The organism is Halomonas sp. MMH1-48 (assembly GCF_022348105.1).
Lineage (GTDB): Bacteria > Pseudomonadota > Gammaproteobacteria > Pseudomonadales > Halomonadaceae > Vreelandella > Vreelandella piezotolerans.
In genome coordinates this window covers 261,358-276,247 of sequence record NZ_JAKRFL010000003.1, presented here as the reverse complement: position 1 = coordinate 276,247, position 14,890 = coordinate 261,358, and the positions used below count along the sequence as shown (strand labels likewise).

The following is a 14,890-nucleotide window of genomic DNA, read 5'->3' as shown; positions in this document are numbered from 1 at the left end:
TGAGCCTGAGCTGGGTATACGAGCACAAGCAAGACATCGGATTCGTTCAATTTGGGAGCGCTGTGCGCTTTGATCAGCAAGAGGTTGAGGAGTACGCTAGGAACTGCAGGCGCGGTCCTCAGCGTAAGGAGGATCGAAAATGGGATACACAGTCTCGAACAGGAAAGACCGCGGCACATGGGTTGTCCGCGGCACCATCAACGGCCAGCGCACTCAAAGAACTTTTCGCACAGAAGGAGAAGCGAGGCAGTACGCGTTAAAGGCAGAAGCCCAGCGCCAAGAAGATGAGTTTAATGGTGTTATGGGCCGCAAGCCCAAATACACCTTCTCAGAGGGGCTGCAACGGATGGTCAGCGAATATGACGTTCGCTCTCAGAAGCAGCACATCCTATTGGTCGCTAGGTGGATGGATGAGCATGCTCCAGGCGTCATCATCGGCCAGGAACTGCTAGACGCGGCTCGTAGGATGCAGAAGGCTCTGAAAGAAAAGGGATTGGCACAGTCGACCATCAACAACCGCATACAGGCCGTCAAGCGAGTGCTCTCGCTATCGTATCGCGAATGGGATTGGATCGACTTGCCACTTGACGGAAAGCTACGTAAGCCCTCGCCTAAAAACGAGCGCCACGTTTATCTCTCTGAATTAGAGCTTGCAGAGCTGCTGGAAGCTGTGCCCGAGCGGTATCAGGTCGAACGTGAAGTAATTTTGTTAGCCATGCTAACAGGGATGAGACGTGGCGAACTGTTGGCACTGGAGCCGGGGAATGTCTTCAACGGACGTATTGTGCTCAAGCCACACCAAACGAAAAATGGTAAACCGAGGATCATCCCGCTTTCCGAAGAAGCAATACCGCTGCTTGAAAGCTTACCGTTTGAAACAACGGGGGATAGAGTCAGGGGAGCATTTGAAAGGGCTCGGGAAGCAATCGGTCGTCCAGATATCCGTTTTCACGATATGCGACATTGCTATGCTTCATTGCTAGCTAGCAAAGGAGAGTCACTGACGAGTATCAGAGATTTGCTGGGGCATTCATCGCTGACGGTAACGAGCCGATATGCCCATGCTGATCCGACACGATGGGACAGCGTGGTTGCCAGATTGCCGCGTATTAGCAACCAAATGGTAACCAAGCACTGACAGAAACAAGCTCTAATCTCTGTAACCACTTGATTTCATTGGTGGGCCCAGTAGGACTTGAACCTACGACCAAGGGATTATGAGTCCCCTGCTCTAACCAACTGAGCTATAGGCCCGAAAAGCGTGCATATCATAGCGAATGTATGGGGACGAGGCTACCCCTTGGGGCGCTATCTTACGGCGTGGGCAGCACTTTTTCGACGGATGCAGGCACCCTGGCGGTGGCACTAATTGCCAGCGCTGGGGTCTGGTGGTGAATGCTTCTATGGAGAACCGCTTTGAAAGCTTTGATGGCTCTTTTCCCGCTGCTGTTGGCGCTGCCGGTGCAGGCGGATTGGCAGCTCGATCCTGGCCAGTCTCGGGTGCAGGCGTCGATTACCCAACTGGATGGCGAGGCCCCGCAAACCCATCACCATCGGGTGAGCAATTTACAGGGCGATATTTCGGCCGATGGCACGCTGCGCCTGCCGCTGCGCTTGAGCCAAACCGACCTGCTCGACCGCTTTGGCGAGCTGCCGCCGTGGGTGGGCATGCTGGCGAACACCCCGCTGGTGACGCTGGTGGCGCAAATGCCGCCGGAGCGGTTAGACGGCTTGGATATTGGCGAGTCGATGGTGGAAACCCTCACCTTTCGGGTGCAAACCGATCTGATTAACCAGGAAGAGGCGGTGCCGCTGCGCTTTACCCGCGAGGGGTTGAACGAGGTGCGCGTGACCCACGCCGAACCCATGGCGTTGGATGGCAACGCGCTGATGGCCAACAGCACGGTACGCACCGTGCTGTCGATGTTGGGCTACCAGCAGATCGATGAGCATGTACCCGTCACGCTCAATGCGCTGCTGGTGAACCGCTAACGCTTGGCTTAGCCACTAAGCGCTTAGTGGCTAAGCGCTTCCACATCGCCTGCTTGGGCGGCCCCGGTTTGTACCCGCCACTGGGCGGCGTAGTGGCCGTTGGCGTCTAGCAGGCTGGCGTGGGTGCCGCGCTCGGCCACTTGGCCTTTATCAATCACCACAATCTCGTCAGCGTGCACAATGGTGGAAAGGCGGTGGGCAATCATGATCACCGTGCGGCCATGGGCGATGCGTTTTAGCGAGCGCTGAATGGCCGCTTCGGTTTCGTTATCCACCGCGCTGGTGGCTTCATCCAGCACCAGAATCGGCGGGTCTTTTAATAGCGCCCGCGCCAGTGACAGCCGCTGGCGTTGGCCGCCGGAAAGGCGCACGCCCCGCTCGCCCACCGGCGTATCCAGCCCTTGGGGCAGTGTTGCGATAAAGCTCCAGGCTTCGGCGGTTTTAGCGGCGTCGATAATCGCGGCATCGCTGGCATCCGGCTGTCCGTAGGCGATGTTGTCGCGAATGCTGCCTTCGAATAGGTACACGTCCTGGCTGACAAGGCCAATCGCTTGGCGAAGTGAGTGCATACTGACGTCGGTGATCGGCTGGCCATCTACCAACACACGGCCGCTGGCGGGGTCGTAGAAACGCAGCAGCAGTTTGATCAACGTCGATTTACCCGAGCCGGTGGCCCCCACTAGCGCCAGTGTTCTGCCTGCGGGCACGTGAAGATCCACGCCGTTCACGCCTACTTGGCTAGCCTCATATTGAAAGCTGACCGCCTCGAAACGCACGTCGCCTTTTACCGGGGCCGACAATGGCGTGGTGCTGTCGTCCTTCACGGTAATCGGCACTTCGAGCAAATCCAGAATCCGTTTGGTGCTGGCCATGGCGCGCTCGAACAGATCGATCACCTGGGCAAGGCCGGTAAGCGGCCACAGCAGGCGCTGGGTCAGGAACACCAGCACGCCGTAAGCGCCGACGTTGAGGCTGCCGTTCAGCGCCATCATGCCGCCGACGGTAAAGGTGGCAAGAAAGCCCGCCAGAATCGCCATGCGGATGACCGGAATGAACGCGGAACTGACTTTGATCGCGCGGCGGTTGGCGTCCACATAGGCTTCGCTGGCCTCCCGCAGCCGCTCGGCTTCCCGCGCTTCGCTGGTGAAGCTTTTGATCGTGGCGATGCCGCTGAGATTGTTGGAGAGACGGCTGGCAAGGTCGCCTACTTTCTCGCGCACGTCGCTATATAGCGGCCCGGCTTTACGCTGGAAGAAAAACGCGCCCCAAACGATCAGCGGAATCGGCGTGAATGCCAGCAGCGCGATGAGCGGAGAAAGCACGAAGAACACCGCACCCACGGCCACTACCGTTACCACCACTTGAATCAACGCGTTGGCACCGCCGTCCAAAAAGCGCTCCAACTGGTTGACGTCATCGTTCATGGTGGCCACAAGCTGGCCGGAGCTTTTCGATTCGAAAAACGCCATGTCGAGACGCTGGGCGTGCTCATAGGTGTCTTGGCGCATATCCGCTTGCAGCCGCTGGGCCAAGTTGCGCCAGAGGATCTGGAACAGGTATTCGAACAGCGACTCCCCCGCCCAAATAAAGAAGGTGAGCACCGCCAAAATGGTGATTTGTTCCTGGGGGGACTCGAACCCCAGCCGCGCCACGAAGCTGCTCTCCTGGTTCACTACCACATCGATCGCCACGCCAATCAGAATCTCTGGGGCGATATCGAACAGCTTGTTGATGATCGAGCAGATCGTCGCGGTGATGATTTGCCGCCGATAGCCTTTGGCGTAGCGCAGCAGGCGCATCAAGGCATGAAAGCTTTGATTGACGGACGCTTTGTCAGCGCGGGGTGGGGAAGAAGCCACATCGATTCCTTTTACGTCGTTATCTAGCGTTGTTATAGAGCATTAGCCGCCTTTAAACGGGTGGCGCTGCTCGGCGCACGTTGGCCAGCAAAGGGCTGCCGGTATCGGGGTCGAGCAGCAGCGTGCACTCTACCTGATACAGCTCCCGCACTAGCGCTGGCGTAACCACTTCAGCGGGTGCCCCCTGGGCAACGATTTGCCCGTCGCGCATGGCAATCAGGTGGTCGGCGTAGCGGCAGGCACTGGCCAAGTCGTGCAGCACCATCACCACCGTGCGGCCGTGGCAGGCCAAGTCGCGCACCAGCTCGAACACCTCTATTTGGTGGCCTAAGTCTAACGCGGAGGTGGGCTCGTCGAGTAGTAAAAGCGGCGTTTGCTGGGCGATGGTCATAGCGATCCAGGCGCGCTGGCGCTGGCCGCCGGAAAGCGCTTCCAGCGGCCGGTCGGCCAGCGCTTCCAACCCCGCAGCGGCAAGGGCATGGTGCACCACCTGCTGATCTTCCGCCGACCACTGGCGCAGCCAGCCTTGGTGGGGCTGGCGGCCAAAGCGAATCAGCTCGGTCACGGTTAACCCTTCCGGCGCAACCGCCTCTTGGGGCAGTAGCGCTAGCTTAGTAGCCAATTTGCGGGCGGGCATCTGGGCGATGTCGTGGCCGTTGAGCAGCACGGCACCGCTATCGGGTTTGTGCAGGCGGGCAAGCCCAGAGAGCAGCGTGGATTTACCGCAGCCGTTGGGGCCAACAATGGCAGTTACTTGCCCGCTGGGTAGACTAACGCCGAGGTCGTGAATCACTTGGCGCTGGCCGTAGCTCATGCGGAGTGCATCGGTGGACAGCGTGGGTAACGAGATCATGGGCGGCTCCGTTGCGGGCGCATTAGTATCCAAAGTAGCCAGGGGCCACCCACCACGGCGGTGACGATCCCCACGGGAATCTCGATGGGGGCAAACAGCGTGCGGCCCGCTAAATCGGCCAGCACCATCACCAGCGCCCCCGCCAGCGTGGCGGCTAGAATGGGTACATGGCGGGCGCTGGAGAGCGAACGGGCGATTTCAGGGCCAATCAGCGCCACCAAGCCCACCGGCCCCGCCACGGCAACGGCTAGCGCCGTGAGCACCACTGACAGTAACAGCACCTGCAGCCGCCGCGCTTTCACCGCGGTGCCCAGGCCGCTGGCGGTCGCATCTTTAAAGCGCAGCAGCGTGAGCGAGCGGGCCAGCGCCAGCGCGGCCACCAGCCCAAGCGCCAGGCCAATGCCCAGCAGCTGTACCGCGCTTGCAGGGCGAGCATTGAGGGAACCGACGGTCCAGGGGTAGGCAGCGTTGGCGGTATCAATCGCTACCCGCGCCAGCATCAGCTGTGTAACCGCGCCAAAAACCGCGCCCACGCCAATGCCCGCCACGATAAAGCGATAGCCCTGGGTGCCGCTGCCCGCCGCCAGGCCAAAGGTGAGTACCGCGGCGGTAGTCGCCCCCGCCAGCGCCATGGCGGGCGGGGCGATGCCGACGCCCAAGCCGACAATCGAGGCCACCGCAAAGGCAGTGGCACCGTTATCGATGCCGATGATGCCGGGGGTCGCCAAGCGGTTACGGGCCAGGGTCTGCATCAGCACGCCGGCCAGCGCAAAGGCGGCCCCGGTGAAACAGGCGGCGATGAGGCGCGGCAGGCGCAGCTGCTGCACCATGAACGTGGTCATGCTATCGCCCTGCCCTATTAAGGAAGCCACCACCGCACTCGGGGAAAGCGTCACGCTCCCCAGGCTTAAATAGAGCACGCAGGCGGCCAACAGCACGGCACTCAACCCGATATTGACCGCCACGGCGCGCTTTTCCAGCAGCACGCTCACCCCATAACGGTGCAGCGCGGCGCGCCAGTAGCCCAGCGGGGCAGCCACCGTCTGGGCACTCGCCTCTTCTTGATACGCGGGAGATGTGCGAGGAAGTGCCACGCCGCTCATCGACTGTTTTGCCGTGATTTTCATAGCATCAGATAACCAAAAAAGTGCGTTAGAGCATGGGCAAGCGCTTGGCCCGCACCACCGAGATCAGCACCGGCGCGCCGCATAGCGCGGTGAGCACGCCCAGGGGCAGCTCGGAGGGAGCAACGACGACACGGGAGATGATATCGGCGGTAAGCACGATCAGAGGGCCAATGGGCAGGCAGAACCAGAGCGTGCGGCGAATATCCGGCCCGGCGATGGCCCTCGCCACGAACGGCACCACTAGCCCTACGAAGGCAATCGGACCGGCAATGGCGGTCGCCGCGCCGACCAGCAGCGCCACACAGCCCACCGCCAGCCAGCGAATCAGCCCAGGGCGGTGCCCTAGTCCGCTTGCGGCCCTTTCACCTAGCGCCAGTGCGGCCAATGGCCGGGCAATCACGACAACGCCCGCTCCTGCTATCAACAGGCTTGGCAGCACGGCCCATAAATCGTCCAGTCGCCTTCCTGCCAAGCTGCCTACCACCCAAAAACGGATCTCGTCGGCGGCGCGCTGGTCGTAAAGCAGCATCAGGGCGCTGAGCGAACCGAGCAGCCCAGAAAACGCAGCCCCCGCTAACACTAAGCGCACCGGGTCGCTACCAACACCGCGCAGCCGCGCCACGCTGAGCACGCACACACAGCCGATGAGCGCGCCAAGCTGGGCCACGGGGATGCGTAAAGTGGCCGCGCTGGCCCCTAACACCAGCGCCAGGGAAACGGCAAATGCCGCGCCTGCGCTCACGCCCAACAAGCCCGGCTCGGCCAGCGGGTTGCGGGAAACCGCCTGCAGCAGCGCCCCCGCTACGCCCAGCGCCACGCCAACGGCAATGCCAATAAGCGTGCGGGGCGCGCGCAGCTCCCAGACGATAAAACGCACTTCCGCGTGATCACTACCGCTCAGCAGCCCTAACACTTGCCGGGGGCCAACGCTGCCTGCGCCTATCAATAAACTAACGACGCTCACCGCCACGAGGGCGGTGAGCAGAATAAGCATCCAAGCGCGTGGCGAACAACGCCAGCCGCTCGCGAGGTGAGCAAAACGATTCACGGCACTCGTCACGGCAACAGGGCGTTCTCGATATCATCCAGAATCGCCTGGGCCGCCAGCGGGCCGTTGGCGCTGCTCCAAAGCTGGCCGTTGACTGGCACCACCCGCTCGTTCTGGACCACGCTCAAGCGGTTGAAGGCCGCGCTCTGTTTAGCGCTCTCCAGGGCGGCTTGGCCATCGTCGTTCAGCGTGGCCAGGAACAGCCAGTCGCCGTCTACCTGGGAGAGGTTTTCAAGGCTCAACACGTCGCTATGCACACCCCGCTCCCCAATCAGCTCGCCGCCTTGAACGTCCAGACCAACGCGCTCCAACAAGCCAGTGGCAATCAGCTTTTCCGACATGACCATGGGGCCGCCGGGCATCCAGCGCACCAGATAGGCGTTGTCGCCTACATCGGCGTCAGCCACCGCCTCTGCCATCGCGTCGACCCGCTGATCGACGGCGCTGATCGCTTCGTCAATGGCCTCTTCCTGGTTCAAGGCCTGGCCGAACAGGCGCGCTTCGGCTTCCCAGTTATCGGCTGCCAGCGGCTGTGTGGGGGGCACCACGGTGGGGGCGATTTGCGATAGCAGCTGGTACTGCTCCTCCGACAGTTGGGCCGCGGCCAGAATCAGATCCGGCTGCTGGGCCAACACGGCTTCGATATTGATTTCCCGCACGACGCCCACGATCTCGGGTTGCGCAAGCTCGTGGGCATTCAGGTAGTCAGTAACGTATTGCGCCACGTTATCACCGCCCCGGGTGGTGACGGCCCCTATCGGCGTCACGCCCGCCGCCAGCGCGGCATCCAGCGCGCCTTCATACAGCGTGACGACACGCATCGGGTTATCAGCAACCTCCACGTCGCCGTAGGCCGTCTCCAAGATGCGCGCTTGGGCAGTACCCACCAGCAAACCGCCCATCAACATTCCCAGTAAACCGCGCTGCAGTAACGTGTGTCGCATATGACTCTCCGGTGAAACGCTATGCCTAAATGATCCTCGCCGCTGATAATAACGATTCTCAAAAACACTTGCACCTATATTCCAACGAATCTCCCGTTGCATGTCCTGCAACGCTGGGTGGAACGGCACATGGCGCTTCTAACTCCATGGGCAGCTCAGCGTCTCTCTGCCAGCGATCGTTCCACTACTAGCAACGCCTTGTTCGATAAAACCATCTCGCAAGTGGGAACTTTTCTTCTTAGAATCCGCAACTCATTTGATAATCAGTTTCATTAACAAACAAGATTCATATCAGGGGATCGCCATGCCACGCTTTACTCGCACCACCCTCGCGAGCGCCATCGCGCTTAGCGTTACTGCGGTGGCTCATGCCCAAGAAGCCACCCAAAGCAGCACACCGCTCAACAATATGGTGGTCACCGCCGCCGGTTATGAGCAAACACTGAACAATGCCCCTGCGAGTATTGCCGTGATTACCCGTGAAGAGCTGGAGCAACAACAGTTCTCTAACATCGCCGAGGCGATTGCCGATGTGCCGGGGGTCGATGTGCGCGCCGGGACGGGCAAAACCGGCGGATTGAACATCTCCATCCGCGGCATGCCTAGCGACTACACGCTGATTTTGATCGATGGCCGCCGCCAGAACACCTCAGGTAGCGTCACGCCGAACGGTTTTGGCGAAACCTCCACCAGCTTCATGCCGCCGCTCTCTGCCATCGAGCGTATCGAGGTCATTCGTGGCCCGATGTCGACGTTATATGGCTCGGACGCCATGGGTGGGGTCATCAACATCATTACGCGCCGCATTGGTGACGACTGGGCGGGCTCGGTGAGTGTCGAAAACACCTTCCAGGAAGATCGCGATGCGGGCAACCGCTCGGCCATCAATCTCTACAGTGCCGGGCCGCTGGTGGAGGATACGGTCGGCCTGCAAGTACGTGGCCGCCTGTTCGACCGCGACAGCTCCGAACGCATGATCGAGAACAGCGCTGGTCGCGACCCGCGCCCTTCTGAAGCGCGCATTTACTCCATCGGCGGGCGTTTGAACGTCACCCCGGATGAAGCCAACGAGTTGTGGCTGGATGCAGAGCGCGCTCGTCAGGTCTACTCCAACGACGATAACCGCCTGGGTACCCAGGATGGCACCGACCGTGCCGGTCAGCCTTCGCCGGGCCGGGTCAACGGCTATAGAGACGAGCTGCGCTTCAATCGCGACCAGATCGCCATTGGCCACACCGGCCACTACAGCGTAGGCACCTGGGAAAGCAGCGTAACGCGTAACTTCACCGAAACCCTCGGCCGCACGCTGCCAGCAGGCAGCGCCCCAGATTACGGCTATGAAGCCCAGGGCGGTGAAGATCGCCTGCTGGAAAACCGCGATATTATCGTCGACACCAAATTTGTAGCGCCTTTAGGTGACCACATGGCCACTATTGGCGGCCAGTACATCGATGCCGAGCTGCAGGACGGTACCGCAGGCGATATTACCTTCGAGCAAACCAGCTGGGCACTGTTTGCCGAAGATGAATGGATGCTGCGCGACGACTTAGCACTAACGCTGGGCGGCCGCTATGAACACCACGATGCCTTCGGCGGCCACTTTAGCCCACGGGGTTACTTGGTGTGGAACACCACGCCCGAATGGACGCTGAAAGGCGGCGTGAGCCGTGGCTACAAAACGCCGAGCCTGAACGACCTGCATAGCGGCATCAACGGTTTTGGCGGCCAGGGCACTACGGTGAACATTGGCTCGCCGGACCTGGAACCCGAGAAGAGCACCAACTACGAAATTGGCGCTATTTACGATAACCAAAGCGGCTTCTCGGCAGGGGCGACGGTGTTCTACAACCGGTTCACCGACCGTATCGCCGATGCGGCCGACATTCCTAACTGCCAGTTTGTGGATGGTAATGGCAATACGCCCAACGCCGGGCTGGCGAACTGCCTGAGCGTCGGCAACTTTACCCAGCAGGAGAGCTTTGGCCAGCTGACCAATATCGACGAGGCCGAAACCCGTGGCGTCGAGCTGAATGCCAGCTACCAGCTAGCGCCGGCATGGCGGGTCAGCGGTGGCTACACCTTCACCGATTCCGAAATCACCTCGGGGGCCAATGAAGGCCAGGTGCTGACCAACACGCCTGATCACAAGCTGACCGCTGACCTCACCTGGGCTATCAACGACCGCTGGAGCACTACGCTGGAAGGTGAGTACTACTCTTCCCGCGAGCGTTTCGTGGGCGAGGTGAGCGGTGAATCCGCCTCGCTGGTAGAGCAGTTGGGCAACAAGCTGGATGGTTACGAGCTGTTCAACCTGCGCAGCTCCTACCGCTTCAGCGACAACGTGCGCCTGACCGGCACCATCTACAACCTGTTCGATAAAGACTTCACCGGCGCGGATACCTTCGTGCACAACGGCGACACGCTGCTGGCTTACCGCTTTACCCAAACCGGCCGTTCCACCGACGGCGTAGCGCTGGATGGCCGCAGCGTCTGGGTCTCTGCCACTTACGACTTCTAACGCTTGAGGTTTCACTTACTGTTTCAATGCTAACTTGCTGCCCCGGCTACGCGCCGGGGCTTTTTTATGACGTGCTGTTTATGACGTGCTTTGCGTGAAGCGCCACTACTGTAGCTTTCCTCTATGGCGATCATTCATGGTTTTAATCTATGTCAACGCATGCGCTTGGGTAGTATGGGCAAGGAACGTGACTTGCTCGCCTACGCCTTGACCGCCCTTCACCTAAGTGAGGATACGACCTGTTATGACGGTGCCTTTACTTGCCCGCCCGCTTCCATTAGCTCGCTTAGTGCTGCTACTGGCTTTTTCACTCGTTGCTGGCGACGCGCTGGCCCAATCGGCCCCACGGGTGGAACTGGCGAGTGTCCACCGTGAGCCCATTTATCAAGAGCTCAACCTGGTCGGCACGGTGAACTCCTTGGAGGATGCGCTGCTCTCCTCCTCGGTGGCCGGGCTGGTCGCGGCGATTAACGTGAACCCGGGCGACCGAGTCGATGCAGGCGACACGCTAGTGGCGCTGGATGATGATTTGGCACGCTACGAGCTCGCTGGGGCAGAAGCAGCGGCGGAGGAAGCGCGGGCCGCGCTTAGCGAAGCGCAGCGCCTGCTGCGCGAGGCGGAATCGGTCGGGGCGGGACGCAACATCGCCGCCACCGAAGTGAGCGCTCGGCGCAGCGCGGTAAGCGTCGCCAACGCCGCCCTTTCCCGCCTGAACGCCGAACAGTCACGGCTCAACGCGCTGTTGGAGCGCCACACCCTGACGGCACCGTTCAGCGGCGTGGTCAGCGAGCGAAGCGTCAATCTGGGCGAGTGGGTCACGCCAGGCGACAGCGTCGCCCGGTTGGTCAACCTAGACGCTCTGCGCGCTGATTTTCAGGTGCCCGAGGCGTTCTATACCGCCTTGGAGGAGAACGCCACACTCACCCTGTCTGCGGGCGAGCAGAGCGCCGACGCCCGCATCGCCACCCTGGTGCCAGTCAGCGCCAGCGGTGCGCGCACGTTTTTCCTGCGCGCCGAGGTGCCCGAGTCGCTGCCGCTCTACCCTGGCAATGCGGTCGACGCCGTGGTAAATGCCGCCACCGGCCGCGATGGGCTCACCGTCTCTCGGGATGCGCTAAGCCGCTACTCGGATGGCCGCGTGACGGTGTGGGTCGCCGTGCCTGATGATACCGGCACGCACCAGGTGCGCGAACAGCGGGTCGAGGTCGGCATCAACTTTGCCGAGCGCGTCGAAATCACCAGCGGGCTTTCCGGCAACGAGCAGGTGGTGATACGCGGCAATGAAGCCTTGGTGGAAGGCGTGAACGTCGAAGCCGTCTCGGAGGGTAGCGAATGATGTTTGCTGCCCTGCTGCGCCAGCAAACGCTGGTGATCGTGATTGCGCTGATTTTCCTGCTGCTGGGCATCGCCGCGACGCTGCGCATTCCGGTGCAGATGATTCCGGATATCGAAGCGCGCACCATCACCGTGGAGACGCGCTGGGCGGGCGCGACGCCCCAGGATATCGAAAAAGAGATATTGATCGAGCAGGAGCAGTATCTGCGCAACGTCCCCAATCTCACCCGCATGACGGCGGTGGCGGAAAGCGGCAGCGCCGAGATCGAGCTGGAGTTTCCATTTAGCGTGGACATGACCGCCGCGTTGATTCAAGTGAACAACGCGTTGAGCCAAGTCTCCTCCTACCCCAATAACGTCGACCAGCCCCGGGTGGTGTCGGCGGCGTTCTCCACCGATGCGTTTTTGCGTTTTCACGTTGGCACCCTGCCCGGCAACCCCAAGGCGCTGGATATCCAGCTGATGAGCGACTTCATCGAAGACCGCGTGCGCCCGCGTTTAGAGAGCATCGAAGGGGTCTCGGAAGTCGGTGTGAACGGCGGCGCCCAGCGCCAGCTACAAGTGTTGGTCGACCCCGCCGCCCTGGCCCAGCGCGGCGTCTCGCTGCTGGAGCTGCGCGAGGCGATCACCCAGCGCAATCGGGATATCTCCGGCGGCGAGCTGGACGCGGGCAAGCGGCGTTACCTGGTGCGCACGCTGGGCCGGTTCGATAGCGCCGAGGCCCTGGCGCAGCTGGTGGTGACGCGTGAAGGCGATAGCATCGTGCGGCTGGCCGACGTGGCGGAGGTTCGCCAAGGGCAGTCGCGGCTCAACCAGCTGTCGTTCTTCAATGGCGAGGCGGGGATCGGGATGGACCTGCGCCGGGAGAGCGGCGCCAATGTCATCGACATCAAATACGCAGTACAAGAAGAACTGGCAGCGATCAACGAGACCGTGCTCCGCCCTGCCGGTATGGAGATCGTCCTCACCGCCGATGACGTGCGCTACGTAGAAGCCTCGGTGAGCAACGTATGGAGCAACCTGCTGCTCGGGGCCGCCTTCGCGACCCTGGTAATGTACCTGTTCTTGCGCTCGGCCCGCGCCACCTTCATCGGCGTAATTGGCATTCCGTTCTGCACCATTGCAGCCTTCGTCGGCCTGATGCTGACCGGCCGCACCATCAACGTGATCTCCATGGCGGGCATTGCCTTTGCCATCGGCATGAGCGTGGATAACAGCATCGTGGTGCTGGAGAACATCGAGCGCTACCGCCGCCAGGGGCTGGACCACATCGAATCGGCGTTGCGCGGCGTGCAGGAAGTGTGGCCCGCCACGCTCGCCTCCACCGCCACCACCATATTGGTATTCCTACCCATTCTGTTCATCGAAGAAGAGGCCGGGCAGCTCTACTCCGATGTAGCCATTGCGGTATCGGCGGCAATTTTTGCCTCCATGCTGGTGGCGGTCACCTTGGTGCCTTCGCTCTGCTCTCGTTTCAATTTTTCGATGCATCACGCCTCTAAACTCGACGGCGCTCTAGCGTCCGGCGACGAGCGACCTTCACGGCTGGGCGCACTACTTGAGCGGCTGATGGCGACCCCGCTGCGCCGCGGGGTGACCCTAGTGCTGACGCTGCTGATGAGTGGCTGGACGATACTCGTTCTGACACCACCCGCCGAGTACCTGCCCGAAGGCGAAGAACCCAAAACCTTTGCCCGCATGAGCCCGCCTCCTGGCTACAGCCTGCAGGAGATGGCTGGTATTGCCGAACAGATCGAAGCGTACTTTCTGCCCCATGTGCAGGCGGAGCCGGATGCCTTCTTAGCGGGCGACACCGAGGTGCCGCCGCTGGCCTACATGAACATGCGCGTGGCGCCCACGCAGCTGTTCATCGTCGCAGAAGCCGCCGACCCATCACATATCGAAGCGTTGATGGAAGCGCTCACGAACTACTACGAGCGCTTCCCCGGCATGCGCGCCTTTGCCTCGAAAGGCTCGATTATTTCCAGCAACGATGGCGGCACGCGCAGCATCAACCTGGATGTGGCGGGCCCGGACTTAGCCACGGTGTACGGCGCGGCCAATACGCTCTACCGGGAAGCCCAAACGCAGTTTGGCAATCCGCGTATTCAAAGCCAGCCTTCGTCGCTGTCGCTCGACCAGCCCTTGATTCAAATCCGCCCCGACTGGGCCAGGGTCGCGGAACTGGGGATGTCTGCCGAGGCGGTGGGGTTTTCGGTCTCTGCTCTGGGGGAAGGGGCGTATGTGGATGACTTCTTTTTAGACGATGAGAAGATCGATATTTACCTCTATGGCCCTCAGGCGTCGCTGCCGTTAGACCAACTGCCAAACCTGCCGCTGCATACTCCCGATGGTTATACGCTGCCGCTATCAGCGGTGGCGCGTATCGATGAAACTATGGATACCAGCGTGATTCGCCGGGTGGACAGTAGCCGCACGGTGACGCTGAACGTGATCCCTCCAGACAGCGTTGCATTAGAGGTCGGCGTCGCGCAGGCCGAGGCGATGCTAGAGCGGCTGCGCCAAGAGGGCGTATTGCCCTCGTCGGTGGATGTGTCGATTTCCGGCGCCAGCGACCAGCTAAACGCCACCCGTGAGGCGCTCACCGGCAACTTCCTGATCGCTATCGTGATCGTTTACCTTCTCCTGGTGGCGATCTTCTCCCACTGGGGTTATCCGCTGCTGATTCTGACGTCGATACCGCTGGGCGTGGTGGGCGGCATCATGGGGCTGGCCGCCATGAACGGCGTGGGCAGCCTGCTGCCATTGATCGGCGTAGCACCGCTCAGCCAGCCCTTCGATATGATTACCATGCTGGGCTTTTTGATTCTGATGGGCACGGTGGTCAACAACCCGATTTTGGTGGTCGACCAAGCCAGACGGCGCTTGCATGACAAAACGCTCAGCGTTCAGGAAGCGGTGTCTCAGGCGGTACAGACCCGACTGCGTCCCATCGCCATCACCACGCTGACCACCCTGTGCGGGCTGTCGCCGCTGGTCTTTCTACCCGGCGAGGGCACCGAGCTGTACCGCGGCGTGGGGGCCATCGTGCTGTTTGGCCTGTTAGGTACGGCCATGGTCACGGTGACGTTCCTCCCTGCGTTGATGATCAGCGTGCTCAATATCACCGAGCGCCGCTCTGCTCGCTCGCAGGCATGAAAAAACGCGGCCACCCAGCGGTGGCCGCGTCCATTGACGACTTACAGGATGATGA

General features: G+C 61.2%; 10 protein-coding genes and 1 tRNA gene. 5 read left to right on the top strand and 6 right to left on the bottom strand.

The features are described 5' to 3' along the window. Positions 1-139: 139 nt before the first annotated feature. The gene (locus tag MHM37_RS04935; RefSeq protein WP_239295931.1) at positions 140-1,138 is read left to right on the top strand and encodes an integrase; all 999 of its coding nucleotides are present in this window, start codon (positions 140-142) and stop codon (positions 1,136-1,138) included. 39 nt (positions 1,139-1,177) lie between these two features. On the opposite strand, the gene MHM37_RS04930 is transcribed toward MHM37_RS04935, so the two are convergent. After that, a tRNA-Ile gene (locus tag MHM37_RS04930) sits at positions 1,178-1,254 on the bottom strand. Positions 1,255-1,416: 162 nt separating this feature from the next. On the opposite strand from MHM37_RS04930, the gene MHM37_RS04925 reads away from it, so the two are divergent. Beyond that, positions 1,417-1,992 carry a hypothetical protein gene (locus MHM37_RS04925; protein WP_139526549.1) on the top strand — a complete coding sequence of 192 codons (576 nt, stop codon included), beginning with the start codon at positions 1,417-1,419 and terminating at the stop codon, positions 1,990-1,992. A gap of 23 nt (positions 1,993-2,015) precedes the next feature. Here the strand turns inward: MHM37_RS04925 and MHM37_RS04920 are convergent, their stop codons facing one another. The 5 genes from MHM37_RS04920 to MHM37_RS04900 all read right to left on the bottom strand — a co-directional run bounded on the left by MHM37_RS04920 (position 2,016) and on the right by MHM37_RS04900 (position 7,823). After that, positions 2,016-3,791: an ABC transporter ATP-binding protein gene (locus MHM37_RS04920; RefSeq protein WP_239296054.1), complete on the bottom strand. Its 1,776-nt coding sequence runs from the start codon at positions 3,789-3,791 to the stop codon at positions 2,016-2,018. Between the two features lie 112 nt (positions 3,792-3,903). After that, a complete protein-coding gene (locus tag MHM37_RS04915; protein WP_239295932.1) occupies positions 3,904-4,704 on the bottom strand; it encodes an ABC transporter ATP-binding protein in 801 nt (266 codons plus the stop codon). Then, positions 4,701-5,831 (bottom strand): iron ABC transporter permease, encoded by a 1,131-nt coding sequence (locus MHM37_RS04910; protein WP_239295933.1) that lies wholly within the window; start codon positions 5,829-5,831, stop codon positions 4,701-4,703. The genes MHM37_RS04915 and MHM37_RS04910 overlap by 4 nt, the downstream gene beginning before the upstream one ends. Before the next feature lie 25 nt (positions 5,832-5,856). After that, positions 5,857-6,825: an iron ABC transporter permease gene (locus tag MHM37_RS04905; protein WP_219863924.1), complete on the bottom strand. Its 969-nt coding sequence runs from the start codon at positions 6,823-6,825 to the stop codon at positions 5,857-5,859. A 62-nt stretch (positions 6,826-6,887) separates the two neighbouring features. Then, on the bottom strand, positions 6,888-7,823 hold the full coding sequence (locus MHM37_RS04900; protein ID WP_239295934.1) for an ABC transporter substrate-binding protein: 936 nt from the start codon (positions 7,821-7,823) through the stop codon (positions 6,888-6,890). A gap of 304 nt (positions 7,824-8,127) precedes the next feature. Between MHM37_RS04900 and MHM37_RS04895 the strand changes: the two genes are divergently transcribed. The 3 genes from MHM37_RS04895 to MHM37_RS04885 all read left to right on the top strand — a co-directional run bounded on the left by MHM37_RS04895 (position 8,128) and on the right by MHM37_RS04885 (position 14,835). Continuing rightward, positions 8,128-10,341, top strand: coding sequence for a TonB-dependent receptor (locus MHM37_RS04895; protein WP_239295935.1), 2,214 nt, complete (start codon positions 8,128-8,130; stop codon positions 10,339-10,341). Between the two features lie 244 nt (positions 10,342-10,585). Next, the gene (locus MHM37_RS04890) at positions 10,586-11,677 is read left to right on the top strand and encodes an efflux RND transporter periplasmic adaptor subunit (protein WP_239295936.1); all 1,092 of its coding nucleotides are present in this window, start codon (positions 10,586-10,588) and stop codon (positions 11,675-11,677) included. Beyond that, entirely contained in the window at positions 11,674-14,835 is a 3,162-nt protein-coding gene (locus tag MHM37_RS04885; protein WP_340162665.1) for an efflux RND transporter permease subunit, read from the top strand. Before MHM37_RS04890 ends, MHM37_RS04885 begins: the two co-directional genes overlap by 4 nt. The last annotated feature ends 55 nt before the right edge of the window (positions 14,836-14,890 follow it).